Origin of the sequence: Pseudomonas sp. HLS-6, from assembly GCF_002753995.1 — a bacterium.
GTDB lineage: Bacteria > Pseudomonadota > Gammaproteobacteria > Pseudomonadales > Pseudomonadaceae > Aquipseudomonas > Aquipseudomonas defluvii.
In genome coordinates, this window is record NZ_CP024478.1 from 1,633,979 (window position 1) to 1,660,282 (window position 26,304).

Genomic DNA, 26,304 nt, shown 5'->3' on the forward strand with positions numbered 1-26,304 from the left:
CAGGTTGCCGTAGCGGGAGGAAGCAGCGCAATGAGAGTCTGGGCAGTAGCCAATCAAAAAGGTGGCGTCGGCAAGACCACCACGTCCATCGCCTTGGCCGGTTTGCTGGCTGATGCGGGCAAGCGCGTGGTCGTGGTTGACCTCGACCCTCACGGGTCCATGACCAGCTACTTCGGGCACAATCCCGATACCCTGGAGCACAGCAGCTTCGACTTGTTCCTGCACAAGGGCACTGTCCCCGAAGGCTTGCCGGGGCAGCTGCTGCTGCCGACCAGTCACGACAATATCTCGTTGTTGCCATCGAGTACCGCCCTCGCCACCCTGGAGCGTCAGTCTCCCGGGCAAAGCGGCCTGGGCCTGGTGATCGCCAAGAGTCTGGCGCAGCTGTGGCAGGATTTCGACTACGCCATCATCGACAGCCCACCGTTACTCGGCGTGTTGATGGTCAACGCCCTGGCTGCCAGCCAGCAACTGGTGATTCCAGTGCAAACCGAATACCTGGCGGTCAAAGGCCTGGAGCGCATGGTCAGCACGCTTGCGATGGTGAACCGCTCACGCAAGCAGGCGTTGCCGTTCCATATCGTGCCGACGTTGTTCGATCGGCGTACCCAGGCTTCCATGGGCACGCTGCGGGTGCTGCGTGACAGTTACCCGGAACATATCTGGCAGGGCTACATCCCGGTTGATACGCGCCTGCGTGATGCCAGCCGGGCCGGTTTGACGCCTTCGCAATTCGATGGCAAAAGCCGTGGCGTAACCGCTTACAGGGCGCTGCTCAAGCAGTTGCTTACCCACAACGCCGCAGCGCAGGTGGCTTGATGACTCGCCCCGCGCTGATCGCCACCCGGCCACAAATGGCCCTGCAATCCTACCTGGATGGCTTGTTGCAGGAAGCGACCGAAGAGCTGGAGCCGCCGCGTGTTGAAACGGTTCGCCCGCCTGTCGAAGTGCCAGCGGAACTGGACGAATTTCAGGCTGCCGTGCTTGAAGAGCAGGTGCGTGATGCCAAGCGCCAGCCGTCTGTATCGGTAGAAGTCACCACAACGGTCTTTGCCGAGCCGAGCCGGCTGGTAATGCCTGTTATCGCGCCGCCGCTGGAGGTCACAGTAGCACCAGCGGCTCCGGTGGTTGAGGCGCCAGTGCCGGTTGAACCCTTGGTTGAGGTTCATCTGCCGCCTGCGCTCAATCCGCCAGTGCCTCCGGCTACCACAGACGGTCGCCCAGCCTGGGCTGCCGAACCGTTTGAATGCCTGTTGTTCGATGTCGCCGGGCTGACGCTGGCCGTTCCGCTGGTCTGCCTGGGCTCGATCTACTCGCTCGCGGGTCAGGAACTGACACCGTTGTTCGGCCAGCCTGACTGGTTTCTTGGCATTCTGCCGAGCCAGGCCGGCAACCTGAAAGTGCTGGACACTGCCCGTTGGGTCATGCCGGACCGCTACCGCGATGATTTCCGTCAGGGGCTGCAGTATGTGATTTCGGTGCAAGGCTACGAGTGGGGGCTGGCGGTGCATCAGGTCAGCCGTTCGCTGCGCCTGGACCCAAGCGAAATCAAATGGCGTAGCCAACGTGGCCAGCGGCCATGGCTGGCCGGTACCGTGATTGAGCATATGTGCGCGTTGCTGGATGTCGCCGAATTGGCTGAGCTGATTGCCAGCGGCGCGGTCAAGCAGATGCACAAACAACCATAAATGATGGCCGCACCGCGTGCGGTCACACTGAGCACACCGCCAACGGCGGATTTTGAGGGTTAGGGGAATGAAAAAGACATCTGCACAAGGTTCCGAAGATCCGATTCTGCAGTGGGTGACCTTCCGCCTGGACAACGAGTCCTACGGCATCAATGTGATGCAAGTGCAGGAAGTGCTTCGCTACACTGAGATTGCGCCTGTGCCGGGTGCGCCGAGCTACGTGCTGGGCATCATCAACCTGCGCGGTAACGTCGTCACCGTGATCGATACGCGTCAGCGCTTTGGCCTGGCACCGACCGATGTCAGCGACAACACCCGTATCGTCATCATCGAAGCGGACAAGCAAGTCGTTGGTATTCTGGTCGACAGCGTTGCCGAAGTGGTTTACCTGCGCCAATCGGAAGTTGAAACCGCGCCGAATGTGGGCAACGAGGAATCGGCCAAGTTCATTCAAGGCGTATGCAACAAGAACGGCGAGCTGCTGATTCTGGTTGAGTTGGACAAGATGATGACCGAGGAAGAGTGGTCAGAGCTGGAGAACATCTGATTTGATTTTCGAGGTTGCAGTCATTTTTCTGGCGCTGCTCTGGGCGGTGAGCCTGTGGCTGTTTCTGGGGTATAGCAAGCGCCAGCGTGAGCTGGCCTCGCAACAGGCCCAGGGGGATGCGCTGCGCGATCAGCGCATCAAGGACTTGGCCAAGCGCCTGGACGACTACCAGAATGGCACCGTGCGAATGGGCGAAGCCCTGCATGAGTTGCGTGCGGTCGTGGCACCGTTACCTGACAAGCTGATGCAGTTGGAGCAGCGCGACCCCAACAGCCTGTCGTTTGCCCAGGCCGAGCGCTTGGTCGGCATGGGTGCCAGCGTCGACGAACTGACCCAGTCCTGCGGCCTGACCCAGGCCGAGGCAGAGCTGATGAGTAAGCTGCACCGCGGCTAAGCATCCAATCAGCTGCATCAAGGCCAAGATAAACCGCCGTTTACCTTCACGGATAAGCGGCGAGGTCCTGCGTGGGCTTTGTTTGTCAGTGCGCGAAGTGGCAGGCGCTGCAGGGTGTCCCTTCAGTAGGCTGAGTGGAGCCATCGCGGCCACAGACACGCATCCCCCTGATGAAAGCAGGCATATCCATTCGCGATGTCGGGCCTGATACCCCGTTTCCCTTTACAGCGGTGCCTTCAGGCCCAGTGCCTGTGGCGTTACATCCCGTTCCTGCGGTCCCTCATCTACAAAATCCACCGGCACCTTGCCTTTGAGTTGCCAGGCGAAGGCGATGATTTCGGCGATGGTCAAGTACAGCGCTTCGGGTATACGGTCGCCCAGTTCCATCCGTGCCAGCAGTTTCACCAGGTCGGCGTTTTCATAGATGGGCACTTCGTGCTCGCGCGCCAGGGCCAGGATCGCCTCGGCCAGTGCGTCATCGCCTTTGGCCGTGAGGGTGGGCGCTTGTTGGCCGTCGTAGCTCAGGGCAATGGCCTGGCGGGGTGTTTGCTCAGTCATGCGTTTTCATCTACCCAACGTTGTTCCAGGCGTGTACGCGGCCCTTGCGGCGGCGTGCCGTGATGACAGTTCAGCTCGCCGACGCTCAGCCCCCGTGCTAGTAAACGAGTGCGCAGCTCGCTCAGCTGGCTTTCGATCAGGCGCACTGTGCTGGGCAGCTCGGCCCACAGCTGGCTCGACAGGCAGCCCTGGGCAAGCTGCGCCTGCACTTGCAACGGCCCCAGCGGGCTGAGGTCGAACGACAGCTCAATCTTCCAGAGCATTTCCAGAGGGTCGCGCTTTTCACGTTCCGGGTCGGCCTGTTGTTCAGGCGTTTCTTCGCGCTGCAGCTTGACCTGCAAGGGCATGAAGTCCTGGCCAGTGCGCAGCGGAATTTCCAGTTGCCAGGTGGTCTGCAGGGTGCCGTCGGCGGTACTGCCGGTTTGCTCCAGGCTAGCCAGTTGATGGCTTTGCAGTCGAGAGACGGCCGCCGCCGCGAGGCGCAGCACGTGCTCAAGGTCGCCTTCGCCCTCCAGGCTTTGTAGCAGTCGCGAGGGCAGGGGGAAGCTGGAAGGGGTGATCCGTGCACCCACCTGGCCGAGCATACCCAATGCGTTGCGCAGCATGCCCGGCATGGCCTGGGACAGGGTGGTCGCTGCGGTGGCGGGGTTGAATGGGGTGCTGGTGGGCAGCCCCGGCAGTATCTGTGCGATCAGGCGTACTACCTGGGCCTTGAGGTCCGGTGCAAGGCCGCTTGGCAGGCCGTTGAGCAACTTGGCTTCCAGAAACAGGCCGCTGTTGTTCATGGCGTGGGCCAGGCCCTTCGCATCGCTGAGCTGGCGTACATCCGGCAGGCTGGCAAGCAGCGTGTCGATACGGGCACGCAATGGGGCAGGTTGTTGATCATCGCTGGCGATCCGTTGCAAGGCCGCCAGCAGACCTGGTAATGATGCCTGGCGGGTTTGCTGGCTGCTCAGGTGTTGGGCTATTGCCAACTGGTCCTGGCGACCACTCAGCGGCATGAACGACAGCTGTTGTTCACTGCGTACGACGGCGCTGAGCAAGCTGCCCAGCGGCAGCGGGCGCGGGCTGTCCACGGCCAGCGTGGCGCCTGCCTGGACAGTATTGAGCAGGCTCACCAGTGAGCGGAACACGCTGGCCTGGCCGTTGGCCTGGGGCAGGGCCTGGCTGGTCAGTACCTTGCCTTGCAGCAGGGTGCCGACCGGCAACTGGCGGGTGTCGATCTGGGTCAACGTGGTGACAGTACTGGCCTTGGCCTGTTGCACGCCAATAGCCAGGGCCGAGGCGCTGGGCTGGCTGACGGTAAGCTGGGTGCCTTGGGCCAGCGGCTGGCTGCTGTTGGCTTGTACATTGGTTTGTCGCCCGCTGTCCTGGGTCAACTTGATCAATAGTTGGAAGTCTTGACCATTCTGCTTCAGCGAGAGAACTTCGGCGTCTGCCGTTTCGCCGGGGGCCAGCAGGCCCTGCTGAGGCTGCAAAAGCCTGAGCAGTTCGCCGGTCATGGCGGCACCGCGCGCCTGTGGATTGGCCAGTGCCTGCGTGCCGACGCTGTTGATTTCGCCTGTCATCAAGTTACAACCTGTCGAAATAGCCCTCTTTGCAGTAGGACATGGCATGTATAATGCGGCCCGAACTTTCGGGGAGCCTTGAGCTCGCGGTCTGGTGCTCTTTTGAACAGACCAGTCGGCCGCGTCACCGTTCCAGTATAACGGCCGCGCCGGGACCGACTTGAGACAGTCATCCGAACCAATAAGGCAAACCTGTGACCCCTCAACTCGAAGCGGTGGATCTGGCCTGCGAGCGCGACTGGCGAATGCTCTTCGAGCATCTCGATCTGCAGTTGGCCGCCGGCGACATGCTCCAGATCAGCGGCCCCAACGGCAGCGGTAAAACCAGCCTGTTGCGGTTGCTGGCCGGTTTGATGCGCCCGACCAGTGGCCAGATCCTGGTTCAAGGCAAGCCCTTGGCTGAGCAACGCGGCGAACTGGCCCGGCTGCTGCTGTGGATCGGCCATGCGGCGGGGATCAAGGACCTGCTGACGCCAGAGGAGAACCTTGCCTGGTTGTGTGCCTTGCACCGCCCGGCCGGGCGCGAGGCGATCTGGCAGGCACTGGCGGCGGTTGGCCTGCGTGGCTTCGAGGACGTGCCTTGTCATACCCTGTCGGCCGGTCAGCAGCGTCGCGTAGCCCTGGCCCGGTTGTACCTGGACAGCCCGCCGTTGTGGATTCTCGACGAACCGTTCACCGCACTCGACAAGCAGGGGGTGGCCCAGCTCGAAGCGCATCTGGCACACCACTGTGAAACGGGTGGCATGGTGATCCTCACCACGCACCACACGCTGGAGCGCAAACCCTCCGGTTACTGTGAACTGAACCTGGGGCAGTGGGCCGCATGAGTGTATTTGTCCTGTTGCTGAGCCGCGAAGCGCGGCTGCTGTGCCGTCGTCCGGCCGAGCTGGCCAACCCCTTGGTGTTCTTCGCCATCGTCATTGCACTGTTTCCTTTGGCGGTCGGTCCTGAGACACAATTGTTGCAAACCTTGTCACCTGGGTTGGTGTGGGTGGCTGCACTTTTGTCCGTCCTGCTCTCGCTGGACGGGCTTTTTCGCAGTGATTTCGAGGATGGATCACTGGAACAGTGGGTCCTTTCGTCGCACCCCCTGCCTCTTCTGGTTTTGGCCAAGGTGCTGGCACACTGGGCCTTTTCCGGCCTGGCACTGGTATTGTTGGCACCGCTGCTGGCCTTGATGCTCGGCTTGCCAAGTGCCAGCCTGCCCGTGCTGCTGGCATCACTTTTGCTCGGCACCCCGGTGTTGAGCCTGTTGGGCGCTGTGGGTGCAGCCCTGACAGTCGGCTTGAAACGTGGTGGCCTGCTACTGGCGCTGCTGATTCTGCCGTTGTATATCCCGGTGTTGATTTTGGGCAGTGGCGCGTTGCAGGCGTCGCTGCAAGCGATGCCGGCGACCGGTTATCTGCTCTGGCTTGGTAGCCTGACCGCCCTGGCAGTAACGTTGGCACCCTTTGCAATAGCGGCTGGCCTGAAGATCAGCGTCGGCGAATAATGAGGTCTGGGCTCGCTGCCCAGCAAAGACCCTGGATGTACCGTGATGAAAAGCAGCGCAATCAGCTGGACGTGGTTTCATAAACTGGGTTCGCCCAAGTGGTTCTATTCCATCAGTGGGCGGATGCTGCCGTGGCTGGCGATCGCCGCCGTGCTGCTGTTGACGGTCGGTGTGGTCTGGGGCCTGGCCTTTGCCCCTCAGGATTACCAACAGGGCAACAGTTTTCGCATCATCTACATCCATGTGCCTGCCGCCATGCTGGCACAGTCCTGCTATGTGATGCTGGCAGTGGCCGGCGTGGTCGGCCTGGTCTGGAAAATGAAGATCGCCGACATTGCATTGCAGTGCGCTGCTCCCATTGGCGCCTGGATGACCGCCGTGGCGCTGGTTACCGGCGCCATCTGGGGTAAGCCGACCTGGGGCAGCTGGTGGGTCTGGGATGCCCGACTGACGTCGATGCTTATCCTCCTGTTTCTGTACTTCGGTCTGATTGCCCTGGGGCAGGCGATCAGCAATCGTGAGAGCGCGGCCAAGGCCTGTGCAGTGCTGGCGATTGTCGGGGTGATCAATATCCCGATCATCAAGTATTCGGTGGAGTGGTGGAACACCCTGCACCAGGGCGCAACCTTTACCTTGACCGAAAAACCGGCGATGCCGGCGGAAATGTGGTTGCCGTTGCTGCTCACGGCACTGGGTTTCTACTGCTTCTTCGGCGCGGTACTGCTGATGCGCATGCGCCTTGAAGTACTCAAGCGCGAAGCCCGCAGCAGTTGGGTGAAAAGTGAAGTCATGAATACCCTGGGTCGGGAGCTGGCACGATGAGTTTCACCTCCTTCAGCGATTTTCTCGCCATGGGCCACCACGGCCTGTATGTCTGGTCGGCCTACGGCATTAGCCTGTTAGTGCTGGCGATCAACGTCGCGGTGCCAATCCTGGCCCGTCGCCGTTACCTGCAAGAAGAGGCGCGCCGTCTGCGCCGGGAGAGCAATCAGTGAATCCGCAACGCAAGAAGCGCCTGTTCATCATTCTCGGCCTGCTCGCCGGCCTCGGCGTTGCCGTGGCACTGGCATTGAGTGCCTTGCAGCAGAACATCAACCTGTTCTACACCCCAACCCAGATCGCCAATGGCGAGGCGCCCCTGGATACCCGTATCCGTGCGGGTGGCATGGTTGAAAAAGGTTCCCTGCAACGTTCCGGTGATTCGCTGGACGTGCGTTTCGTGGTCACCGACTTCAACAAGTCCGTGCCCATTACCTACCGCGGCATTCTTCCGGATCTGTTTCGCGAAGGGCAGGGCATTGTCGCACTCGGCAAACTGAATGCCGAAGGTGTGGTAGTGGCGGACGAAGTGCTGGCCAAGCACGATGAAAAGTACATGCCGCCAGAAGTGACCAAAGCCCTGAAGGAAAGCGGTCAGGCTGCGACTGACGCTGGCCAGGCCGGAGGCAAACCATGAACGCCGCGTTGGTAATCCCCGAACTGGGCCAATTGGCCATGATCCTGGCGCTGTGCTTTGCCTGCGTCCAGGCCAGTGTGCCATTGCTGGGTGCCTGGCGCGGTGACAGCCTGTGGATGAGCCTGGCACGGCCTGCGGCCTGGGGCCAGTTCGCATTCCTGGCCTTCGCCTTCGCCTGCCTGACCCACGCCTTCATGACCGATAACTTCTCGGTTGCCTATGTCGCCAGCAACTCCAACAGCGCCCTGCCTTGGTACTTCAAGTTCAGCGCGGTGTGGGGCGCTCACGAAGGGTCGTTGCTGCTCTGGGCGCTGATCCTCGGCGGCTGGACCTTTGCCGTGTCGATCTTCTCCCGGCAGTTGCCACAGGTGTTGCTCGCCCGCGTGCTGGCGGTCATGGGCATGATCAGCGTGGGCTTCATGTCGTTCCTGATCGTCACCTCCAACCCGTTCCAGCGGTTGTTGCCGCAGGTGCCGGCCGACGGTCGTGACCTCAACCCGCTGTTGCAGGATGTGGGCCTGATCGTTCACCCACCCATGCTCTACATGGGCTATGTCGGTTTCTCGGTCGCGTTTGCCTTCGCCATCGCCGCGTTGCTCGGCGGTCGTCTTGATGCGGCCTGGGCGCGCTGGTCGCGGCCCTGGACCATCATCGCCTGGGCCTTTCTCGGCATTGGTATCACCCTGGGCTCCTGGTGGGCCTACTACGAGTTGGGTTGGGGCGGCTGGTGGTTCTGGGACCCGGTAGAGAACGCCTCTTTCATGCCGTGGCTGGTCGGCACTGCCCTGATCCACTCCCTGGCCGTGACTGAAAAACGCGGCGTGTTCAAGAGTTGGACGGTACTGCTGGCCATTGCCGCATTCTCGTTGAGCTTGCTGGGTACCTTCCTGGTTCGCTCGGGCGTGTTGACCTCGGTGCATGCCTTCGCTTCCGACCCGGAGCGCGGTGTGTTCATCCTGATGTTCCTGCTGTGCGTGGTCGGCGGCTCGCTGACCCTGTTCGCGCTGCGTGCGCCAGTCGTCAAGAGCCAGGTTGGCTTTGCCCTGTGGTCGCGTGAAACCCTGCTGCTGGCCAACAACCTGATACTGGTGGTCGCGGCCTCGATGATCCTGCTCGGCACGCTGTATCCGCTGGTGCTCGACGCGTTGACCGGGGCGAAGCTGTCCGTCGGCCCACCGTACTTCGATGCGCTGTTCCTGCCGCTGATGGCCCTGTTGATGGTGGTGTTGGCCATAGGCGTTCTCGTGCGCTGGAAAGACACCCCCGGCAAATGGCTGCTGGGCATGCTCACCCCGGTACTGGTCGGCAGCGCCATTCTGGCGCCGATCGGCGGGCTGATCGTGGATGACTTCGATTGGCCAGTACTGACCACCTTTGCCCTGGCGGCCTGGATCGTGCTTGCCGGCGTGCGTGACCTTCTCGACAAGACCCGCCACAAGGGTGTGTTCAAGGGCATGCGAAGCCTCACCCGCAGCTACTGGGGGATGCACGTCGCTCACTTCGGCCTGGCGGTTTGCGCGCTGGGTGTGGTGCTGTCGAGCAACAACAGTGCCGAGCGCGACCTGCGCCTGGCGCCGGGCGAGTCAGTGGAACTGGCGGGCTACCACTTCATTTTCGAGGGCGCCAAGCATTTCGAGGGGCCGAACTTCACCTCCGACAAGGGCACGGTTCGGGTGGTCAAGGATGGGCGTGAGATCAGCGTCCTGCACCCGGAGAAACGCCTCTACACCGTGCAGCAATCGGTGATGACCGAAGCGGGCATCGATGCCGGCTTCACTCGCGACCTCTATGTCGCCCTAGGTGAGCCGCTGGACAACGGCGCCTGGGCCGTACGGGTTCATGTCAAACCGTTCGTGCGCTGGATCTGGCTGGGCGGTCTGCTGACGGGCCTGGGTGGCCTGCTGGCCGCATTGGATGGACGTTATCGGGTCAAGGTGAAAAGCCGTGTACGTGAAGTACTGGGCATGTCTGGAGCAACTGCATGAAGCGTTGGATCATGGTGCTGCCGCTGGCGGTGTTTCTGCTGGTGGCGGTCTTCCTCTATCGCGGGTTGTACCTGGACCCGGCTGAACTGCCTTCGGCAATGATCGGCAAGCCGTTCCCGCATTTCTCCCTGCCAGCCGTGGAGGGCGAGAGCACCCTGACCCAGGCCGACCTGCTGGGCAAGCCGGCACTGGTCAACGTCTGGGGTACCTGGTGCGTGTCCTGCCGGGTCGAGCACCCGGTGCTGAACAAGCTGGCCGAACAGGGCGTGCGGATCTACGGGGTCAATTACAAAGACGACAATGCGGCGGCGCTGAAGTGGCTGAAGGACTTCCACAACCCGTATCAGCTCAATATCCGCGATGAGCAGGGCACCCTGGGCCTGGACCTGGGTGTATACGGCGCGCCGGAAACCTTCCTGATCGATGCCAAGGGCATCATCCGTCACAAGTTCGTGGGTGTCGTCGACGAGACTGTCTGGCGCGAGCAACTGGCGCCGTTGTACCAAGGCCTTGTCGACGAGGGCCGGCAATGAAGCGCTGGCTAGCAGCGGCCTTACTGGGCCTGAGCCTGGCCGGCGTGGCCCAGGCGGCAATTGATACCTATCAGTTTGCCGATGATGCTGAACGTGAGCGTTATCGCGACCTGACCAAGGAACTGCGTTGCCCCAAATGCCAGAACCAGGACATCGCAGACTCCAACGCACCCATTGCCGCCGACCTGCGTCGGGAAATTTTCCGGATGCTGGGCGAGGGCAAGAGTAACCAGCAGATCATCGACTTCATGGTTGACCGTTACGGTGATTTCGTCCGTTACAAACCGGCTCTGACTGCGCGTACCTGGTTGCTGTGGTTCGGCCCCGGTGCACTGCTGCTGGGCGGCGTCGTGGTGCTTGCGGTGATCGTGCGCAAGCGCCGCGCCCCGGTTGTGAACGGCACCGCCGACCTTTCTCCCGAGGAGCGTGAGCGCCTCGCCAAACTGTTGGAAAAAGAACAGACCCATGACTGATTTCTGGCTTGCTGCAGGCCTGCTGTTACTGGTAGCCCTGAGCTTTTTGCTGATCCCGGTGCTGCGCGGACGTCGTGCGCAACTGGAAGAAGACCGTACCGCACTGAACGTTGCCCTGTATCAGGAGCGCGTCGCCGAGTTGCAGGCGCAACAGGCTGCCGGTGTACTTAGCGCCGAACAACTGGCGAGTGGGCGTGACGAAGCGGCCCGCGAGCTGCTCGACGATACCGAAAATGCCGAGCCTGCACGGCTGGCTCGCCTTGGCAAACCGCTGCCACTGCTGGCTGCGGTATTGGTGCCATTGATGGCCCTGGGCCTGTACCTGCATTTTGGCGCCAGTGACAAAGTGGCCCTGACCCAGGAATTTGCCCAGGCACCGCAGTCGCTGGAAGAAATGACCGCACGCCTGGAGCGCGCCGTTGCTGCCCAGCCTGATTCGGCCGAGGGCCTGTACTTCCTTGGTCGTGCCTACATGGCGCAAGAGCGTTCCGCCGATGCCGCCAAGACCTTCGAGCGTGCCGTGGGCCTGGCCGGGCGCCAGCCCGAGCTGCTCGGGCAGTGGGCGCAGGCGCTTTACTTTGCCAACGGCAAGCAGTGGACCCCGCAGCTGCAGGGGCTGACCGACGAAGCCCTCAAGGCTGATCCGCAGGAAGTCACCAGCCTTGGGCTCTTGGGTATTGCCGCGTTCGAAGGTCAGCGCTATCAACAGGCCATTGATTACTGGAACCGCCTGTTGGCGCAACTGCCTGCCGGTGATGCCTCCCGTGCGGCGCTGGAAGGCGGTGTGGCACGTGCTGCCGACAGGCTCAAGGCCAGCGGTGTTGAGCCCGTAACAACCCCTGCCGTCAGCGACAAGGCACCGGCGCGGCTCAAGGTACGGGTCGAACTGGCGGCAGCGCTGAAGGACAAGGTTCAGCCAGGTGACAGCGTGTTTATCTTTGCCCGTGCGAGCGAAGGCCCGCCCATGCCGTTGGCAGTGAAGCGGGTGACGGTGGCCCAGTTGCCCATCGAGGTCGAATTGGCGGATAGCGACGCAATGATGCCGAGCATGAAACTGTCGAACTTTCCTGAAGTCCAACTGGTTGCGCGCGTCTCTCGCGCAGGCCAGCCGACCAAGGGTGAGTGGATCGGCCGCAGTTCGCCGCTGGCCAGCAGTACCGAGGCGCAGCAGCACCTGACCATCGACAGCCCGGAGCCTTAAGCGAGTAGCCTCATGAACAGCACCGTACGCCTCACCCTGATTACCCTGTTTCTGGGCCTGAGTGCGTGTACGGTGCAGCAGCCTTCGACTTACCCTGAACCGCCCATAGGGCGTCAACCACCAGGGCCGGTGATCAAGCCGACGCCGCGCCCGGGCACAGTGCCGAGCAAGCCAACCGTTACCCCTTCGCAGAAACCGATGCCGCGCACCTCGGCCAGCTTCGCACCGCCACCCGGCGGTGCCAGCCACTGGGACCCGCGCCTCGGGGTTTACGTCCTCGAAGGCCAGACCAACACCTTCTACCGACAGCGCACCTACTACCGCTGGAATAACGGCTGGAGCTGGTCGACCAGCCTCCAGGGGCCTTGGCAGGAAACCGACAGCAGCGGTGTTCCGGGTGGTCTGGGACGGGCCTTTTCCAACTAGTCCGTGCTGGCGCACAATGCGCCCTCGCGGACAGTTCTGGAGCAAGGCATGACAAAGACGGTACTGGTGCTGGTAGAAACGGTCGACGACTACCTGCACCTGCTGCGCAACAACGGTTTCAACCTGATTCTTGCGCAGACGCCAGCGCTACGGCGCGAGGCCATTGCTCGCCATGGCAGTGAAATCGATGTGGTGCTTACGCGCGGGCCGCTGGGCCTGCATGCCGATGAAATGGCGGCATTGCCACACCTGAAAATCATCTGCGTGATTGGTGCCGGCTATGAGCAGGTTGACCTTGCGGCAGCGGCAGGACGCGGCATCACCGTCACCAATGGGGCGGGCGCCAATGCATCGACGGTGGCTGACCATGCCATGGCCCTGCTGTGTGCGGTGGTTCGTGATATCCCCCGTGCCGATGCTTCAACCCGTCGTGGCGAGTGGAACCGGGTAATCAGCCCATCGCTGGCCGGCAAGCGTCTGGGCATTCTCGGCTTGGGGGCAATTGGCCAGGCCATCGCCAAGCGTGGCGCTCTTGGTTTCGACATGCAGGTCAGTTATCACAGCCGCCAGCCACGTAGCGGCCTGTCCTACACCTATTGCGACAGTGTGCTGGCGTTGGCACAGGCCTCGGATTTTCTGGTGGTTGCCACGCCGGGTGGTGCCAGTACCCGGCACCTGATCGACGCCACGGTGCTGGAGGCATTGGGTGAAGCGGGCTTCCTGGTGAACATCGCCCGGGCCAGCGTGGTCTGTACCGCCGACCTGGTCGATGCGTTGCAGCGAAAGCGTATCGCCGGTGCTGCGCTGGACGTTTTCGATGAAGAACCTGCGGTACCTGAAGCGCTCAAGGCACTGCCGAATGTGGTGTTGACCCCGCACGTTGCCGGGCAGTCGCCGGAAGCGGCGGGTGACACGGTGCGTCTGGTGCTGCAGAACCTGCAGGCGTTCTTTTCCGGTAAGCCTGTTCTGACCCCGGTCACCGCCTGATACGCACCACGCAGTAACACGCGGGCGTGGTCAACCGTTCGCCATCAGCCAGTCCGCAAAGACCTTCGCCGCAGGCGAAGGCATCACCTGTTTGTCGTGCACCAGGTAGTCAGCCTGCCCGGTATGCACGACAAAGTCCGAAACCGCGCGGATCTGCCCACTGTCGATCCGCTCGCGCGCCATGAACTCCCAGCCCAATCCCACACCCATGCCCTGCATCACTGCATCGAACACCAGGTTGACCTGGTTGAATGTCACCGCGTCGGCCGGTGCTTTGTAGCGCACGCCCTGATGGTTGAACCAGTCGTGCCAGTCCAGGCAGTTCCAGGCTGAGGCGTCCAGTTGAATCAGGGGCAAGGCCTGCAGCTCACTGAGTGAGTGCACCGCTGGCAGTGGGCGTTGGGCACTGACAATCGGATAGATGCATTCGTCAAACAGCTTGTTGGCCTGCAGCGAGCGCCAGCGGCCATGACCGTAGAGGATGCCGAAGTCGTAGTCGGCGATCACGCTCTCGCTGATCTCGTTGCTGGCGTGAATGTTCACCGTCAGTTCGGGGTGTTGTTCGTTGAAGCGCAACAGGCGCGGGAACAGCCAGTACTGCGCCACAGCGTGTGTACAGATAACGCTGACATTGCGGCTGCCATGACCGCTCTTGAGCCGCAGCACATTAGCCAGCAGGCTCTCCAGCAGGGGTTCGACGATGGCATTGAAGGCGGTACCGGCCTGGGTCAGGGCAATACCGCGTGCGCGCCGCTCGAACAACGGCGCCGACAAGTGATCCTCCAGCACCTTTATTTGCTTGCTGACTGCGCTTTGCGTCAGGCATAGCTCGCTGGCAGCGCGGGTAAAGCTGCCAGTGCGGGCGACCGCTTCAAAGGCAATCAAGGTGTCGAGAGGCGGCAAGTGTCGGTTGAAGCGGCTCATGTTCCAGGCCTGCGTTTACGGAATGCCCTGATCATAAGATCGAAGGCTGACGGGGGAAAGGTATTCCATATGGGAATGGCTGCATGCCGAATGATCTTTTGTCGAGGGGCGTGTGAGCGGCTAGCCTGCGCGCATCAATCCATCAAGAGGTGTGTGCGGTGAAACGGGGTGTGGCCTATGCCGGCGTGGCCGGAGCGATGTGGGGAATGGTACTGATGGTGCCGCAGTTGTTGCCGGAGTTCAGCCCGGTGCTGCTCAGCTGCGCACGCTTCGTACTGTTCGGGGTGATTTCGCTGGTGCTTGCCATTCCCCTGCGTCAGGCCTTGCGCAAATTGACCCTGAGCGACCTGTGGATGCTCACGCGGCTATCAGTGATCGGCAACCTGATCTACTTCATTTGCCTGGTGGCCGCGATTCAGCGCCTGGGCGTGGCGCCAGCTTCGCTGATTGTCGGGGTACTGCCCTTGACCATCACCCTGTACGGTCGCCATGACAGCGGCGCAATTGCCTTGTCGCGGCTGGCCGGCCCATTAGGTTTGATCCTCGCCGGCATGCTCTGTATCAACCTGCAAACCTTCGCCGTAGAGCCGGGCGCCATGGCTGACAAGTTTATCGGTGTGCTGTACGCCTTGGGTGCGCTGCTGAGCTGGACCTGGTACGCCGTCCACAACAGCCGCTACCTGAAGCAGTCCGGGCATTTCGACAGCCACCAGTGGTCGGTGTTCTGTGGTGTGGCCACGGGCCTGTTCAGCTTGCTGCTGGTCGCTGCGATCTGGCTGTGGCAACCGGCTCAGTTGCACGTCGAGGCGCCGGCTGGCCGCTGGAGCCTGTTCTGGCTTTACAGCCTGGGCAGCGCCTTGTTTGGCTCGTGGTTGGCCGCCTTGCTGTGGAACGCCGCGTCCAAGCGGATGCCGTTGACTATGAGCGGCCAGTTGATCGTATTCGAAACGCTGTTTGCCCTGCTGTATGCCTTCATCTGGCGGCACAGCGGCCCGAGCGTGCTGGAAGCCGCCGCGATTGTGCTGGTGATTGGCGGCGTGTGCTGGTCGATGCGTCAGCATGAACCCCAGCGGGCGGTAAGCGTTGCCTGAACTGAGGGTGTTGCCCGGGTTTATAGATTGCCGAGATCGGCTGGGGCAAGGGTCTGATGGTGGCACTCGTGCAGAGCGTCGATTTCCTGCGTGGGCTTTGTTTTTCAGTGCGCGAAGTAGCAAGTGCTGATGGGCCATGTATGGCGCGCCCACACGGGAGCGATGGCGTAAGGAAGGAACCCGAAGCGCAGCGCAGGGCCGGATGTAGGGACGAGGGTTTTGCCCACTTTTGTGCCGTTCAAAAGTGGGTCGCCGTAAAAGGCGAAACCAGCCGGTGGTGTCACTGCAGGGAATGGATATGTTCGCGAGACAGGTGCCACAAATTACAAACCTGTATCGCCGCTGGTTTTTGTCGGTGCTTGCCAAACGTGCGCATTCCTGAGAAAAGGCTGCGGCAATAGCGTACGTACGTTTCAACGAGGACAAGCATGAGCAGCGAACTGCAAATTACCGATATCCAGGTGGGCGAAGGCAAGGCCGTGGTCAAGGGGGCCTTGATCACCACCCAGTACCGCGGCTTTCTCGAAGACGGCACACCGTTCGATTCTTCCTATGAGCGGGGCAAGCCGTTCCAGTGTGTTATCGGCACCGGGCGCGTGATCAAGGGCTGGGACCAGGGCCTGATGGGCATGAAGGTTGGCGGCAAGCGCAAGCTGTTCGTGCCATCGCACCTGGCCTATGGCGCACGCAAGATGGGCCCGGTGATCAAGCCTCACTCGAACCTGGTCTTCGAGATCGAATTGCTGGAAGTACTGACCCGCGACGATTGACCGCGGCCCCAGGCTGGCACGGCCATTACCCACCCGGCTGTGCCAGTGCGTGCCCACTCTACCAGCCATCTGTTTTTAGGTTTCTTGCCCCTCCTTTGAGCTGATTTTTTGTCTGTCTGTAGGACAAGATTGGTAGCATAGTGCTATCGACTTGGTCTCGTTGCTCGCGTCTTCGGACACTGGGTTCTTGCTCGGTCGACGTGTTAATGGACGATTGGCGGCAATGAGTGCAATGACCCTAGATAATTCAGATGTGATGTACAGGTTGCTGGTGCAGGGTGTGGTCGATTATGCGATCTACATGCTAAGCCCAGAGGGTACCGTGGCGAACTGGAACGCCGGTGCCGAACGCGCCAAGGGGTATCGGCAAGAGGAAATAGTCGGTCGGAATTTCGCGTGCTTTTACTCCCCGGAGGAACAGGCCGCAGGTGTGCCTCAGCGAGGGCTTGAGATCGCACGTCGTACGGGCCGCTTCGAGGCCCAGGGTTGGCGTTTTCGCAAAGACGGAAGCGCGTTCTGGGCGAACGTGGTCATCGACGCCATTTACGATGAACAGGGCGCGTTCATCGGCTTCGCCAAGGTCACCCGTGATATCACGGAGTTGCGTAACCGAGAGCAGCAACTGCTCGAGGCCAAGGAGCTGGCTGAACGTTACAGTGAACAGATGGCATCAATGTCGATGTTCCTGGATACCGTGATTGCCAATATCCCCTCCAGCGTTGTGGTTCAAGATGCCGTGACGCGGCAGATCCTGTTGGCCAACCGACAGGCTGAAACACTGTTCGATTGCCCGCACGCGGACATGGTCGGTAAACGCAGTGAGGAATGCCTGGCCCCGCAGATAAGCGAATATTTTGAGCAGCTAGCGGACATAGCCCTGCTTACCGAGGTTGCACACCGTTCTGAGGACCAGCTTGAGACACCGCGAGGTACTCGCACGCTGCGCTCACGAGCACTGAGCATTCATGGCCATGAGTCAGGCAAGCGCTACTTGATGTTGATTGCCGATGACATTACCGAAGAGAACGCGGCCAATGAAAAGATTCGCTTTCTGGCGCATCACGACATCCTGACGGGCTTGCCCAACCGCGTGCAACTGCGCCAGCGGCTGCATGACGCGTTGCTCCTCGATAACCTGATGTCATGTGTGACAGCAACCCTTTGTCTGGACCTGGACAACTTCAAGAACGTCAATGATGCCCTCGGGCATCAATACGGCGATGAACTGCTGCGCCAGCTTGCCGAGCGATTGCGCAAGGTCTTGCGCGGCCACGACACCCTGGCCCGTCTGGGTGGGGATGAGTTTGCGGTAATTCTTCCGGGCCTTTCAAAACCTGCTGATGCAGCGGAAGCGGCTCAACGGCTGATCGAGGCGGTAGAGCCGGAGTTCCTGATCGATGGGCATCGCGTATCGGTGGGGATCAGTGTGGGGATCGCCTTGGCTCCGGGTGATCACACCACCCCGGAAAAGCTGCTGCGTTATGCCGACATGGCGTTGTATGAAGCCAAGCGCAATGGGCGTAACTGCCATGCGTTTTTCCGGTTGGATATGGATGAGGCGGCGCGTAACCGGCGCACCATCGAACTGGAGCTGCGCGATGCGATTGCCAACGAACAGTTGCAGTTGTACTACCAGCCGATCACGGATCAGGACCACACCGAGGTGGTGGGATACGAAGCGTTGATGCGTTGGCGTCATCCTGTCAACGGTCTGGTCGGGCCCCTGGATTTCATACCGATTGCCGAAGAGTCCGGCCTGATTCACGAAGTGGGAGCATTGGCGCTGAAGGAGGCATGTCGTGAAGCCGCCAGTTGGCCGGGCCAGCAGACGGTGGCGGTAAACCTGTCACCCATGCAGTTCAGAAACAGCCAGTTCGTTGCGCTGGTTGAACATGCGCTGAAGAGCTCGGGCCTTGAACCTCATCGGCTGGAACTGGAAATCACCGAATCCGTGTTGTTGGAAAATTCGCTGGGCAACATTGAAGCCCTGCGGCAGATCAAAGCCTTGGGCGTACGTATTGCCCTGGATGATTTTGGTACGGGTTATTCGTCATTGGGCTATCTGCGCTCGTTTCCGTTTGACAGAATCAAGATCGACAAAACCTTTACTCAGGATATGGAGCGCAGCCGTGAGGCGCTGGCCATTGTCAGTGCAATCACCGGTATTGGCAGAAGCCTCGACATCCAGACCACCGCTGAAGGTGTCGAAATCCGTACCCAGTTCAAGGGCCTCGTGGAGCAAGGCTGTTCTCACTTCCAGGGTTATCTGTTTGGCCGGCCTGAGCCTGCCGAACGGCGCCTGGAGAGCATTTCCTCACTGATCTGACGCAATGGAGACGTATCGCATGGATGCTGTTGTACAGCAGGAACCTACCGGATGCGGCATTGCCGCCTGTGCTGCCCTGGCACAGATTGATTATGGCCAGGCGCGGCAGGTGGCCAATGCGCTGGGTATCGTTGCCGAGGACCGCGCGCTGTGGTCGGACACTCACTATGTTCGCCGTCTGCTCGGCGAACTGGGTATCGTTGCGGCCCCTGAGCAGCACCCCTTTGACGGCTGGGAGGCGTTGCCCGACCGCGCCCTGTTGGCGATCAAGTGGCGGCTGGTGGCTGGCCGGCCTTTTTGGCATTGGGTTGTCTTCGTGCGCGATGCAGAGGGCTGTTTTGTGCTGGACTCAAAAAAAGCCCTCAAGCACAACCGGCGCCAGGATTTCGGGCGCATGAAGCCCAAGTGGTACATCGCGGTGCCTCGTTGAGGTTGATGGCCCTTTGCCTGTTCTGTGACCGTTAGTGTGTCAGGAATGTCGAATGGGGGAATTGTTTCCCTTGTTGGCGATCTCGCCAGGTTACTCGGGGCGTGACACAACACCTTGTGCGGCATTACGGGCAGTTGCCATGAGGGCAGCGTACGGCCGAGGCAGGGTTCCAGGGTCGTTTTGCATCAGTTAAAGGATGAGTGTTGATGCTTTCGATTTACCACCTCAAACCGCGCTTCCAGCGCGTACTGCGTCCGTTCGTCACCCGCTTGCACCAGCGCGGCGTGACGGCCAATCAGGTCACCGTGACGGCGGCAGTTGTTTCCTTGCTCATTGGGTTGCTGGTGGCACTGTTTGCCAGCCGGGCCTGGCTGTTTGCCCTGATACCGGTGTGGATGTTCCTGCGCATGGCCCTCAATGCCGTGGATGGCATGCTGGCCCGTGAGTTCGGTCAGCAGTCCAGGCTGGGGGCTTACCTCAATGAGCTGTGCGATGTGATCGCCGACAGTGCCTTGTACCTGCCGTTTGCCCTGCTGGTCGGGGTGTCGCCATTGCTGGTGGTGTTGGTGGTGGTGTTGGCCGTGATCAGTGAATACGCCGGGGTACTGGGCCTGATGGTCGGGGCTGAGCGCCGTTACGACGGGCCAATGGGCAAGAGTGACCGTGCCTTTGTTTTTGGCGTGCTGGGCGCAGGTGTCGCCAGCGGCCTGTTGAGCAGCGTCTGGATCAACGGCCTGTTGGCCCTGGTATTGGCCCTGCTCGTGTACACCATCGTCAACCGTGTCCGCCAGGGGCTGGCACATCCTTGCACCTCCATCAATCCAACGGAATGAATCAATTGATGCGCGAAGCCCAGCAGCAGTCCTTCAGTACCCATGACAACGTCAGCCTGTTTTACCGCCACTGGCCGGCGGTTCAGCGCGATGAGGCCACGCCACGCCGGGCGCTGGTGCTGTTCCACCGAGGGCATGAACACGGTGGGCGCATGGCTCACCTGGCCGACGAGCTGGACCTGCCGGGCTTCGATGTCTTTGCCTGGGATGCACGCGGTCATGGCGAGTCGCCGGGCGCGCGGGGCGACAGCCCTGGCTTTGCCACCAGCGTGCGCGATGTACAGACCTTCATCGAGCATATCCGTGACCAGTACGGTATTGCGGTTGACCACATGGCGGTGGTTGCGCAAAGCGTCGGTGCGGTATTGATCGCGACCTGGGTTCACGACTATGCGCCGCCAATACGTGCACTGGTTCTGGCTTCGCCGGCCTTCAAGGTCAAGCTGTATGTACCGTTTGCCCGTACGGGCCTGAAGCTGATGCGCGCCTGGCGCGGCAACTTCTTCGTCAACAGCTACGTCAAGGCCAAGTTCCTCAGCCATGACCCGCAACGCATTGCCTCTTACGAGAGCGATCCCCTGATTACCCGGCCGATTTCGGTCAACATGCTGCTGGGGCTGTATGACGCCGCCGAGCGGGTGGTGGCTGATGCGCAGTCGATCCAGACACCGACTCAACTGCTGATCTCCGGTGCCGACTTTGTCGTGCACCGCAAACCGCAGGAGCAGTTCTTCGACCGGCTGGGCAGCGTGTGCAAGGAAAAACACATCCTGCCAGGCTTTTTCCACGACACCCTGGGGGAGCTCGAGCGCGCACAGGCTACCCAGCGTATGCGCCGTTTCATTTTGCGCAACTTCGCCGAGCCTATCGTCAGGCCGTCATTGCTCGACGCCGACCAGATCGGCTGGAGCTGCGCCGAGTCCGAAGCCCTGGCCGCACCCTTGCCGCTGAACTCGCCGCGTGAACTGTATTGGCGGGCGACTCGTGCCGGGCTGAAACTGGGGGCTACGCTCAGTGCCGGGGTCAAGCTGGGTTTCGACACTGGCTTCGATTCGGGCAGTACCCTGGACTACGTCTACCGTAACCAGCCCACCGGCAACTCGCCGCTGGGCCGCCTGATCGACCGCAACTACCTGAACGCTATTGGCTGGCGCGGTATCCGCCAGCGCAAGGTGCACGTCGAGGAGCTGTTGCGCCAGGCGATGGCATCGTTGCGTGAACAGCAGCGCCCCGTGCATATCGTCGACATTGCTGCCGGGCATGGTCGCTATATCCTCGAATCGTTGGAGCAGGGCGCGCAACGGCCTGAGTCGATCCTGCTGCGCGACTACAGCGACCTGAACGTACGTGATGGTTCGGCCCTGATCGAGCAGAAAGGGCTGGGTGATATCGCCCGCTTCGTCAAAGGCGATGCCTTCGACCGCGAGGACCTGGCCGCGCTGGAACCCAAGACCCTGGCCGTGGTTTCCGGGCTCTATGAGCTGTTCGCCAGCAATGCCATGGTGAGTGATTCGCTGGACGGTCTGGCCGCTGCAGTGGAAGCGGGGGGTTACCTGGTGTACACCGGGCAGCCTTGGCACCCGCAACTGGAATTCATTGCCCGCGCCTTGACCAGCCACCGTGAAGGGCAGGCCTGGGTTATGCGTCGGCGCAGCCAGGTTGAAATGGACCAACTGGTTGAGCGTGCCGGTTTCCGCAAGGTGACCCAGCGTGTGGACGAGTGGGGTATCTTCACCGTGTCTCTGGCTCAACGGGTGTCGTGATGGCGCCTGTTGAGGCAAGGGAGGCCGGGCTGTGGAAGCGCGGTGTGCTCTGGCTATTACTGCTCGGGCCACTGTTTTTCGCCAGTTACGGCTTCGCCAACCGGTTTACCGGCCAGCGTGATGATGTTGGTAACCTGGTCTTTGCCTGGGAACAACACCTGCCGTTATGGCCCTGGACAATCGTGCCTTACTGGTCGATTGACCTGCTGTACGGTTTGTCATTCCTGCTACCGGCCAGTCGCCGCGAAATGGACCGGCATGGTCTGCGGCTGCTCAGCGCGCAGGTGATCTGCATTGCCTGTTTTCTTCTCTGGCCCCTGCGTTTCACCTTCGAGCGCCCACCACTTGAAGGGACGTTTGGGCTGATGTTCGACCTGCTGATGGGCTTCGATAAACCCTTCAATCAGGCGCCTTCGCTGCACATCACCTTACTGGTCGTGCTCTGGGCCTGCTTTGCCCGGTATGCCCGTGGCGTCTGGCGCGTTCTGTTGCACGGTTGGTTCGTGCTGATTGGTCTGTCGGTCCTGACTACCTGGCAACACCATTTCATTGATGTGCCGACCGGTGTGGCCGCGGGCTTGTTCTGCCTGTGGCTCTGGCCCAGCGAGGGGCAAAGCCCCTTGCGTACGCTGCAACTGGCGACCGACCCGAAACGCCGGCTGTTGGCTGTGCGCTACGGTCTGGGCAGCGCGGTGCTGGTGGCGCTGGCCTTGACCCTGAAAGGCAGCGCACTGTGGCTACTGTGGCCGGCGCTGTCGTTGCTGTTGGTGGCGCTGAACTACGCCCTGTTCGGTGCCGAAGGCTTTCAGAAGCGTGCGGACGGGCGCCTGTCAGCCGCTGCGCAAGGGTTACTGGCGCCTTACCTGCTGGCTGCCTGGGTCAACTCCCGGGTATGGACGCGGCAGCACCCACATCCCGTTCAGGTCGCTGACAACGTCTGGCTTGGGCGAATTCCAGCCGCCGGGCAGGCCCAGCCGTTTGCCGCGATCGTAGACCTGTGTGCGGAGTTGCCGGTCGACAGCCGTGGCAAGGCCTATCGCAGCTTCCCGGTGCTCGACCTGACGGCGCCAAGCGCAGCCCGCTGCGAGGCGGCGGCGCAGGCCATCGAGGCCTTGCGCCAGCAGGGGCCGGTACTGGTGTGCTGTGCGCTGGGTTACTCGCGCAGCGCAACGGCGGTGGCGGCCTGGTTGTTGTACACCCGCCGTTGCCGCGACATCGACAGCGCCCTGGCCTGTGTGCGCAAGGCACGACCGCAGGTGGTGCTGGCCCAGGCTCAGCGCCAGGCCCTTATGCCTCTTGCAACGGTGGTGTCCGATGGCTACTGAGATGCACCTGAAGCTGGTCGTCAACCTGCTGCGCCGGGGGCGTGACCTGGACCGGTTTTCCACGGTGCTGACGGGGGTGGCGTTGCTTGTCGGGTTGGCGCCGTTGTTTGGGGTTGCACCTTCGTTGTTTGCTGCGCTGCTGGCCTCAGCCTTGCTGTTCTGTGGGTTGGTACAAAAGTACTTCGCCCTGCGGGTTGCCTTGGATGCCGACCTGTTTACCTGCTTGGCACAGCCACCACAGGCCTTTGACCTGAAGGCCGAGGCCCTTGATAGCGCATTGCACGAGCTGGGCTTGCAGCCTGCGGCAACGGGTTCCAGAAGCCTGTTTGAACGTAGCCGGGGCGCATTGCGCTTGCTTCGGTTCCAGGCGTTCTGGGTGTGTGCGCAATGCCTGATCGTGCTCCTGGCGTGCCTGTGCATGCCGTGGCTTTCCCTCATCGCGTAAGGAATTCTCGATGCTTGTTTCTCTGGTTGCCTTCGCCATAACCTCCGGTGCGCGGCTGCTGACCGGCGCACGTGCACTCTGGCTGGGGTGTAGCCCTGAGCCGGTGCAACGTATCTATTTTGCCAACCACAGCAGCCACGGTGACTTCGTGCTGTTCTGGGCCTCGCTGCCCGCCCATTTGCGTCAGCGTACCCGCCCTGTGGCCGGTGCCGATTACTGGCTAACCGGGCGGTTGCGGCGTTTCCTGATCCAGCGGGTGTTCAACGGCGTGCTGATCGACCGCCAGCATGCGCTTCCAGACAGCCAGCCGTTGCAGGCGATGCTCGATGCGCTGGAGCAGGGTGACTCACTGATCCTGTTCCCTGAGGGCACGCGCAACCTCAGCGATGAAACCTTGCTGCCGTTCAAAAGTGGCCTGTACCACCTGGCGCGGCAACGGCCAGACATCGAGATCATTCCGGTGTGGATCGCCAACCTCAACCGTGTGATGCCCAAAGGCCGGGTGTTGCCGTTGCCACTGTTATGCACCTTGAACTTCGGCGAACCGATCTCGCTGGCGGCGGATGAGAGCAAGGCCATGTTCCTTGAACGATCACGGGACGCCTTGTTGGCCCTGGCAAAGGAGGGGGGCTGAAATGGACAGCACAACACTGCAACTGTTTGCCGGTATTGGCGGCATTCTGGTCCTGGCCACGGTCGTCGGCCAGCTCCTCAAATGGCGCGCCTCGGCACCGAACCCGGTGATCGACAACCTTAATGCCCGCATCAATGCCTGGTGGGTGATGGTCGCGGTGATCGGCATCGCCTTCATGATCGGTCAGGTCGGCGTGATCCTGCTGTTCTATGGCGTGTCGTTCTATGCCCTGCGCGAGTTCATGACCCTGACACCTACCCGGCGTAGCGACTATCCGGCGCTGGTGGCCGCGTTCTACTTTGCCTTGCCGGTGCAGTACCTGTTGATCGGGATGGACTGGTACGGGCTGTTCTCGATCTTCATCCCGGTCTACCTGTTCCTGCTGATGCCGATCCTGTCGTCACTGGGCGGCGACACCACGCACTTTCTGGAGCGCACCTCGAAAGTCCAATGGGGCCTGACGATTGCGGTCTACTGCGTGTCCGCCGTGCCCGCGTTGCTGACCCTGGATATTCCAGGCTATGAAGGGCGCAACCTGTTGCTGATCGCCTGGCTGATCCTGGTGGTGCAGCTGTCGGACGTGTTGCAGTACGTCTGCGGCAAGCTGTGGGGCAAGCACAAGATTGCGCCTAACCTGTCGCCGTCGAAAACCACCGAGGGCTTCTTCGGCGGCATCGCGCTGGCGACCCTGATCGGTGCGGCGCTTTACTGGATTACCCCGTTTGCGCCCTGGCAGGCCGCGCTGCTTGCGTTGGTGGTGTGCCTGCTGGGCTTTGCCGGTGGCTTGGTGATGTCGGCCATCAAGCGTGATCGTGGCGTCAAGGACTGGGGGCACATGATCGAAGGCCACGGCGGCATGCTCGACCGGCTGGATTCCGTCTGTTTTGCCGCCCCAGTGTTTTTCCACCTGGTGCGCTACGGCTGGAGTTGAACCGGCCATTGGCCATTCAATTCATCGGCGGTAAACGGCGCTTGACCGGGGTCTTCTTGACGATGGCGGTGTTGGTCTCGGCATGGCTGTTGAGGCGGTCGAGCAGGGTGTCGAGCTGTTCCATCGAGCGCACATGCAGGCGGGCAATGAAGCAGTCGTCACCCGTGACCTTGTCGCATTCAGTGAACTCGGGGATGGCCTGGATCTGCCGTTCGACCTCCTGCAACTGGCCCGGCAGGGGGCGGATACGCACGATGGCCTGCAACTGGTAGCCAAAACTGCGTGGGTCGACGTCCACCGTATAGCCCTTCAGTACGCCGCGCTCTTCCAGGCGGCGCAGGCGCTCACTGACACTCGGCGCCGACAGCCCGCTGAGCTGGGCCAGGGCCTTGAGCGAGCGTCGAGAGTCTTCCATTAGGGCGTTGATCAGCAGTTGGTCGATGTCGTCAGTCATATCCGCCTCGTTAGGCAAAAAGGAAAAAGTGCCTTGATAAAAAAGGTTAACGCCAAGTTTAGCCTGCTTTTTCCGCTGGAATGGCCACCTCGGCGCTCGTCATACTTTGTCCATCGTATCGGAGGTGAGTGATGGACAGTTCAATACGTCGTGGGTCGCTGGAGATGGTCGCCGCCATGTTGATTTCGGGGACCATCGGTTGGTTTGTGCTGGTGTCCGGGCAACCGGTGCTGGATGTCGTGTTCTGGCGTTGCGTGTTCGGTGCCGGCACCTTGCTGGTGATTTGCGCGCTGTTCGGTTTCCTGCGCCCGGGTATCCTCAGCCGGGCTACCTTCGCCTTGGCGGTGCTCAGTGGCGTGGCCATCGTCGGCAACTGGGTGTTGCTGTTCGCCTCCTATTCAAGGGCGTCGATTGCCATTGGTACAGCGGTGTACAACGTCCAGCCGTTCATGCTGGTGGCACTGGCCGCAGTGTTTCTCGGCGAGAAAATTACCCTGCCGAAAGTGTTCTGGTTGAGCATTGCCTTTGCCGGCATGCTGGCGATTGTCAGCGCTCATGGTGCTCAGCAAGGTTCGGGGGATGACTACCTGGCGGGGATTGGCCTGGCCTTGGGGGCAGCATTCTTGTATGCCGTTGCCGCGTTGATCATCAAGCGTCTGAGCGGCACGCCACCGCACCTGATCGCGTTGATTCAGGTCGGCACCGGCGTGTTGCTGCTGGCGCCCTGGGCCAACACCAGCGGGTTGCCGCACGACGCGAGCGAGCTGGCCAGCCTGGTGACATTGGGTATGGTTCATACCGGGCTGATGTACGTGCTGCTGTACGGCGCTATTCAAAAACTGCCGACCGCCCTGACCGGTGCCTTGTCGTTCATCTACCCGATTGCGGCGATCTTCGTCGACTGGCTGGCCTTTGACCATCGCCTGAGCCTGCTGCAGTGGCTGGGTGTCGCCGCGATCTTGCTGGCGGCGGCCGGTATGCAGCAGGGCTGGTGGTTCAAGCCGGCAAGGCCAGCGCCCGGGGTGGGGGAGTCGGGTTAGAATAGGCCGCTTTACAGCCTCGATCCTTGC

The 26,304-nt window shown here is 61.4% G+C and carries 30 protein-coding genes; 26 read left to right on the plus strand and 4 right to left on the minus strand.

The window, feature by feature from the left end; all coding sequences use genetic code 11:
- Positions 1 to 30 precede the first annotated feature (30 nt).
- The 4 genes from CS390_RS07555 to CS390_RS07570 all read left to right on the plus strand — a co-directional run bounded on the left by CS390_RS07555 (position 31) and on the right by CS390_RS07570 (position 2,629).
- A complete protein-coding gene (locus tag CS390_RS07555; protein ID WP_065760013.1) occupies positions 31 to 819 on the plus strand; it encodes a ParA family protein in 789 nt (262 codons plus the stop codon).
- Positions 819 to 1,688 carry a CheW domain-containing protein gene (locus tag CS390_RS07560; RefSeq protein ID WP_099773934.1) on the plus strand — a complete coding sequence of 290 codons (870 nt, stop codon included), beginning with the start codon at positions 819 to 821 and terminating at the stop codon, positions 1,686 to 1,688. Before CS390_RS07555 ends, CS390_RS07560 begins: the two co-directional genes overlap by 1 nt.
- A gap of 67 nt (positions 1,689 to 1,755) precedes the next feature.
- Positions 1,756 to 2,235 (plus strand): chemotaxis protein CheW, encoded by a 480-nt coding sequence (locus CS390_RS07565; protein WP_065760015.1) that lies wholly within the window; start codon positions 1,756 to 1,758, stop codon positions 2,233 to 2,235.
- A gap of 1 nt (position 2,236) precedes the next feature.
- The gene (locus tag CS390_RS07570; protein WP_065760016.1) at positions 2,237 to 2,629 is read left to right on the plus strand and encodes a DUF2802 domain-containing protein; all 393 of its coding nucleotides are present in this window, start codon (positions 2,237 to 2,239) and stop codon (positions 2,627 to 2,629) included.
- A 222-nt stretch (positions 2,630 to 2,851) separates the two neighbouring features.
- Here CS390_RS07570 and CS390_RS07575 read toward each other — a convergent pair whose 3' ends face one another.
- Positions 2,852 to 3,187: an EscU/YscU/HrcU family type III secretion system export apparatus switch protein gene (locus tag CS390_RS07575; RefSeq protein ID WP_099773935.1), complete on the minus strand. Its 336-nt coding sequence runs from the start codon at positions 3,185 to 3,187 to the stop codon at positions 2,852 to 2,854.
- A complete protein-coding gene (locus tag CS390_RS07580; RefSeq protein ID WP_099773936.1) occupies positions 3,184 to 4,755 on the minus strand; it encodes a flagellar hook-length control protein FliK in 1,572 nt (523 codons plus the stop codon). Before CS390_RS07580 ends, CS390_RS07575 begins: the two co-directional genes overlap by 4 nt.
- A 194-nt stretch (positions 4,756 to 4,949) precedes the next feature.
- Between CS390_RS07580 and ccmA the strand changes: the two genes are divergently transcribed.
- The 11 genes from ccmA to CS390_RS07635 are packed head-to-tail and all read left to right on the plus strand — an operon-like array spanning position 4,950 to position 13,308.
- Positions 4,950 to 5,582, plus strand: coding sequence for a cytochrome c biogenesis heme-transporting ATPase CcmA (ccmA, locus tag CS390_RS07585; protein ID WP_099773937.1), 633 nt, complete (start codon positions 4,950 to 4,952; stop codon positions 5,580 to 5,582).
- Positions 5,579 to 6,247, plus strand: a complete 669-nt coding sequence (gene ccmB / locus CS390_RS07590; RefSeq protein ID WP_065759853.1) for a heme exporter protein CcmB — start codon at positions 5,579 to 5,581, stop codon at positions 6,245 to 6,247. The genes ccmA and ccmB overlap by 4 nt, the downstream gene beginning before the upstream one ends.
- A gap of 45 nt (positions 6,248 to 6,292) precedes the next feature.
- Complete coding sequence (locus tag CS390_RS07595; protein WP_065759849.1) at positions 6,293 to 7,069, plus strand: heme ABC transporter permease; 777 nt, start codon at positions 6,293 to 6,295, stop codon at positions 7,067 to 7,069.
- Complete coding sequence (gene ccmD, locus CS390_RS07600) at positions 7,066 to 7,242, plus strand: heme exporter protein CcmD (protein ID WP_065759848.1); 177 nt, start codon at positions 7,066 to 7,068, stop codon at positions 7,240 to 7,242. The genes CS390_RS07595 and ccmD overlap by 4 nt, the downstream gene beginning before the upstream one ends.
- Positions 7,239 to 7,703 (plus strand): cytochrome c maturation protein CcmE, encoded by a 465-nt coding sequence (gene ccmE / locus CS390_RS07605; RefSeq protein ID WP_065759847.1) that lies wholly within the window; start codon positions 7,239 to 7,241, stop codon positions 7,701 to 7,703. Before ccmD ends, ccmE begins: the two co-directional genes overlap by 4 nt.
- Positions 7,700 to 9,688: a heme lyase CcmF/NrfE family subunit gene (locus CS390_RS07610; protein WP_099773938.1), complete on the plus strand. Its 1,989-nt coding sequence runs from the start codon at positions 7,700 to 7,702 to the stop codon at positions 9,686 to 9,688. The genes ccmE and CS390_RS07610 overlap by 4 nt, the downstream gene beginning before the upstream one ends.
- Positions 9,685 to 10,221 carry a DsbE family thiol:disulfide interchange protein gene (locus CS390_RS07615; protein WP_065759845.1) on the plus strand — a complete coding sequence of 179 codons (537 nt, stop codon included), beginning with the start codon at positions 9,685 to 9,687 and terminating at the stop codon, positions 10,219 to 10,221. The genes CS390_RS07610 and CS390_RS07615 overlap by 4 nt, the downstream gene beginning before the upstream one ends.
- Positions 10,218 to 10,694, plus strand: coding sequence for a cytochrome c-type biogenesis protein (locus CS390_RS07620; RefSeq protein WP_065759844.1), 477 nt, complete (start codon positions 10,218 to 10,220; stop codon positions 10,692 to 10,694). The genes CS390_RS07615 and CS390_RS07620 overlap by 4 nt, the downstream gene beginning before the upstream one ends.
- Positions 10,687 to 11,895: a c-type cytochrome biogenesis protein CcmI gene (gene ccmI, locus CS390_RS07625; protein WP_099773939.1), complete on the plus strand. Its 1,209-nt coding sequence runs from the start codon at positions 10,687 to 10,689 to the stop codon at positions 11,893 to 11,895. The genes CS390_RS07620 and ccmI overlap by 8 nt, the downstream gene beginning before the upstream one ends.
- A 12-nt stretch (positions 11,896 to 11,907) precedes the next feature.
- On the plus strand, positions 11,908 to 12,321 hold the full coding sequence (locus CS390_RS07630) for a hypothetical protein (RefSeq protein WP_065759842.1): 414 nt from the start codon (positions 11,908 to 11,910) through the stop codon (positions 12,319 to 12,321).
- A gap of 48 nt (positions 12,322 to 12,369) precedes the next feature.
- Positions 12,370 to 13,308 (plus strand): 2-hydroxyacid dehydrogenase, encoded by a 939-nt coding sequence (locus tag CS390_RS07635; RefSeq protein WP_099773940.1) that lies wholly within the window; start codon positions 12,370 to 12,372, stop codon positions 13,306 to 13,308.
- Positions 13,309 to 13,338: 30 nt separating this feature from the next.
- Here CS390_RS07635 and CS390_RS07640 read toward each other — a convergent pair whose 3' ends face one another.
- A complete protein-coding gene (locus tag CS390_RS07640) occupies positions 13,339 to 14,232 on the minus strand; it encodes a LysR substrate-binding domain-containing protein (RefSeq protein WP_099773941.1) in 894 nt (297 codons plus the stop codon).
- Positions 14,233 to 14,390: 158 nt separating this feature from the next.
- Here CS390_RS07640 and CS390_RS07645 point away from each other — a divergent pair, with 158 nt between their 5' ends.
- The 10 genes from CS390_RS07645 to CS390_RS07690 all read left to right on the plus strand — a co-directional run bounded on the left by CS390_RS07645 (position 14,391) and on the right by CS390_RS07690 (position 24,780).
- Positions 14,391 to 15,323, plus strand: coding sequence for a DMT family transporter (locus tag CS390_RS07645; protein ID WP_065759839.1), 933 nt, complete (start codon positions 14,391 to 14,393; stop codon positions 15,321 to 15,323).
- 428 nt (positions 15,324 to 15,751) lie between these two features.
- Positions 15,752 to 16,093 (plus strand): FKBP-type peptidyl-prolyl cis-trans isomerase, encoded by a 342-nt coding sequence (locus tag CS390_RS07650; protein WP_065759838.1) that lies wholly within the window; start codon positions 15,752 to 15,754, stop codon positions 16,091 to 16,093.
- A 232-nt stretch (positions 16,094 to 16,325) separates the two neighbouring features.
- Entirely contained in the window at positions 16,326 to 18,419 is a 2,094-nt protein-coding gene (locus tag CS390_RS07655) for a bifunctional diguanylate cyclase/phosphodiesterase (RefSeq protein ID WP_099773942.1), read from the plus strand.
- Between the two features lie 19 nt (positions 18,420 to 18,438).
- Positions 18,439 to 18,849 carry a hypothetical protein gene (locus tag CS390_RS07660; RefSeq protein WP_099773943.1) on the plus strand — a complete coding sequence of 137 codons (411 nt, stop codon included), beginning with the start codon at positions 18,439 to 18,441 and terminating at the stop codon, positions 18,847 to 18,849.
- 206 nt (positions 18,850 to 19,055) lie between these two features.
- Complete coding sequence (locus CS390_RS07665; protein WP_099773944.1) at positions 19,056 to 19,682, plus strand: CDP-alcohol phosphatidyltransferase family protein; 627 nt, start codon at positions 19,056 to 19,058, stop codon at positions 19,680 to 19,682.
- An 8-nt stretch (positions 19,683 to 19,690) separates the two neighbouring features.
- Positions 19,691 to 21,445 (plus strand): bifunctional alpha/beta hydrolase/class I SAM-dependent methyltransferase, encoded by a 1,755-nt coding sequence (locus CS390_RS07670; protein WP_099773945.1) that lies wholly within the window; start codon positions 19,691 to 19,693, stop codon positions 21,443 to 21,445.
- Positions 21,445 to 22,770 carry a phosphatase PAP2/dual specificity phosphatase family protein gene (locus tag CS390_RS07675; protein WP_177442392.1) on the plus strand — a complete coding sequence of 442 codons (1,326 nt, stop codon included), beginning with the start codon at positions 21,445 to 21,447 and terminating at the stop codon, positions 22,768 to 22,770. The genes CS390_RS07670 and CS390_RS07675 overlap by 1 nt, the downstream gene beginning before the upstream one ends.
- Positions 22,760 to 23,215 carry a hypothetical protein gene (locus tag CS390_RS07680; RefSeq protein WP_099773946.1) on the plus strand — a complete coding sequence of 152 codons (456 nt, stop codon included), beginning with the start codon at positions 22,760 to 22,762 and terminating at the stop codon, positions 23,213 to 23,215. Before CS390_RS07675 ends, CS390_RS07680 begins: the two co-directional genes overlap by 11 nt.
- 10 nt (positions 23,216 to 23,225) lie before the next feature.
- On the plus strand, positions 23,226 to 23,849 hold the full coding sequence (locus CS390_RS07685; RefSeq protein WP_099773947.1) for a lysophospholipid acyltransferase family protein: 624 nt from the start codon (positions 23,226 to 23,228) through the stop codon (positions 23,847 to 23,849).
- Between the two features lies 1 nt (position 23,850).
- Complete coding sequence (locus CS390_RS07690; protein WP_065759830.1) at positions 23,851 to 24,780, plus strand: phosphatidate cytidylyltransferase; 930 nt, start codon at positions 23,851 to 23,853, stop codon at positions 24,778 to 24,780.
- A gap of 16 nt (positions 24,781 to 24,796) precedes the next feature.
- Here CS390_RS07690 and CS390_RS07695 read toward each other — a convergent pair whose 3' ends face one another.
- A complete protein-coding gene (locus CS390_RS07695; protein WP_065759829.1) occupies positions 24,797 to 25,234 on the minus strand; it encodes an Lrp/AsnC family transcriptional regulator in 438 nt (145 codons plus the stop codon).
- A 131-nt stretch (positions 25,235 to 25,365) separates the two neighbouring features.
- Between CS390_RS07695 and CS390_RS07700 the strand changes: the two genes are divergently transcribed.
- Positions 25,366 to 26,274, plus strand: coding sequence for a DMT family transporter (locus CS390_RS07700; protein WP_099773948.1), 909 nt, complete (start codon positions 25,366 to 25,368; stop codon positions 26,272 to 26,274).
- Positions 26,275 to 26,304 lie beyond the last annotated feature (30 nt).

Bases quoted from the DNA above. Each gene is read 5' to 3' on its own strand.
- CS390_RS07555 (WP_065760013.1), top strand. From the start codon at position 31: ATGAGAGTCTGGGCAGTAGCCAATCAAAAAGGTGGCGTCGGCAAGACC.
- CS390_RS07560 (WP_099773934.1), top strand. From the start codon at position 819: ATGACTCGCCCCGCGCTGATCGCCACCCGGCCACAAATGGCCCTGCAA.
- CS390_RS07565 (WP_065760015.1), top strand. From the start codon at position 1,756: ATGAAAAAGACATCTGCACAAGGTTCCGAAGATCCGATTCTGCAGTGG.
- CS390_RS07575 (WP_099773935.1), bottom strand. From the start codon at position 3,187: ATGACTGAGCAAACACCCCGCCAGGCCATTGCCCTGAGCTACGACGGC.
- CS390_RS07580 (WP_099773936.1), bottom strand. From the start codon at position 4,755: ATGACAGGCGAAATCAACAGCGTCGGCACGCAGGCACTGGCCAATCCA.
- ccmB (WP_065759853.1), top strand. From the start codon at position 5,579: ATGAGTGTATTTGTCCTGTTGCTGAGCCGCGAAGCGCGGCTGCTGTGC.
- CS390_RS07595 (WP_065759849.1), top strand. From the start codon at position 6,293: ATGAAAAGCAGCGCAATCAGCTGGACGTGGTTTCATAAACTGGGTTCG.
- ccmD (WP_065759848.1), top strand. From the start codon at position 7,066: ATGAGTTTCACCTCCTTCAGCGATTTTCTCGCCATGGGCCACCACGGC.
- CS390_RS07610 (WP_099773938.1), top strand. From the start codon at position 7,700: ATGAACGCCGCGTTGGTAATCCCCGAACTGGGCCAATTGGCCATGATC.
- CS390_RS07615 (WP_065759845.1), top strand. From the start codon at position 9,685: ATGAAGCGTTGGATCATGGTGCTGCCGCTGGCGGTGTTTCTGCTGGTG.
- CS390_RS07620 (WP_065759844.1), top strand. From the start codon at position 10,218: ATGAAGCGCTGGCTAGCAGCGGCCTTACTGGGCCTGAGCCTGGCCGGC.
- ccmI (WP_099773939.1), top strand. From the start codon at position 10,687: ATGACTGATTTCTGGCTTGCTGCAGGCCTGCTGTTACTGGTAGCCCTG.
- CS390_RS07630 (WP_065759842.1), top strand. From the start codon at position 11,908: ATGAACAGCACCGTACGCCTCACCCTGATTACCCTGTTTCTGGGCCTG.
- CS390_RS07635 (WP_099773940.1), top strand. From the start codon at position 12,370: ATGACAAAGACGGTACTGGTGCTGGTAGAAACGGTCGACGACTACCTG.
- CS390_RS07640 (WP_099773941.1), bottom strand. From the start codon at position 14,232: ATGAGCCGCTTCAACCGACACTTGCCGCCTCTCGACACCTTGATTGCC.
- CS390_RS07650 (WP_065759838.1), top strand. From the start codon at position 15,752: ATGAGCAGCGAACTGCAAATTACCGATATCCAGGTGGGCGAAGGCAAG.
- CS390_RS07655 (WP_099773942.1), top strand. From the start codon at position 16,326: ATGACCCTAGATAATTCAGATGTGATGTACAGGTTGCTGGTGCAGGGT.
- CS390_RS07660 (WP_099773943.1), top strand. From the start codon at position 18,439: ATGGATGCTGTTGTACAGCAGGAACCTACCGGATGCGGCATTGCCGCC.
- CS390_RS07665 (WP_099773944.1), top strand. From the start codon at position 19,056: ATGCTTTCGATTTACCACCTCAAACCGCGCTTCCAGCGCGTACTGCGT.
- CS390_RS07670 (WP_099773945.1), top strand. From the start codon at position 19,691: ATGCGCGAAGCCCAGCAGCAGTCCTTCAGTACCCATGACAACGTCAGC.
- CS390_RS07675 (WP_177442392.1), top strand. From the start codon at position 21,445: ATGGCGCCTGTTGAGGCAAGGGAGGCCGGGCTGTGGAAGCGCGGTGTG.
- CS390_RS07680 (WP_099773946.1), top strand. From the start codon at position 22,760: ATGGCTACTGAGATGCACCTGAAGCTGGTCGTCAACCTGCTGCGCCGG.
- CS390_RS07685 (WP_099773947.1), top strand. From the start codon at position 23,226: ATGCTTGTTTCTCTGGTTGCCTTCGCCATAACCTCCGGTGCGCGGCTG.
- CS390_RS07690 (WP_065759830.1), top strand. From the start codon at position 23,851: ATGGACAGCACAACACTGCAACTGTTTGCCGGTATTGGCGGCATTCTG.
- CS390_RS07695 (WP_065759829.1), bottom strand. From the start codon at position 25,234: ATGACTGACGACATCGACCAACTGCTGATCAACGCCCTAATGGAAGAC.
- CS390_RS07700 (WP_099773948.1), top strand. From the start codon at position 25,366: ATGGACAGTTCAATACGTCGTGGGTCGCTGGAGATGGTCGCCGCCATG.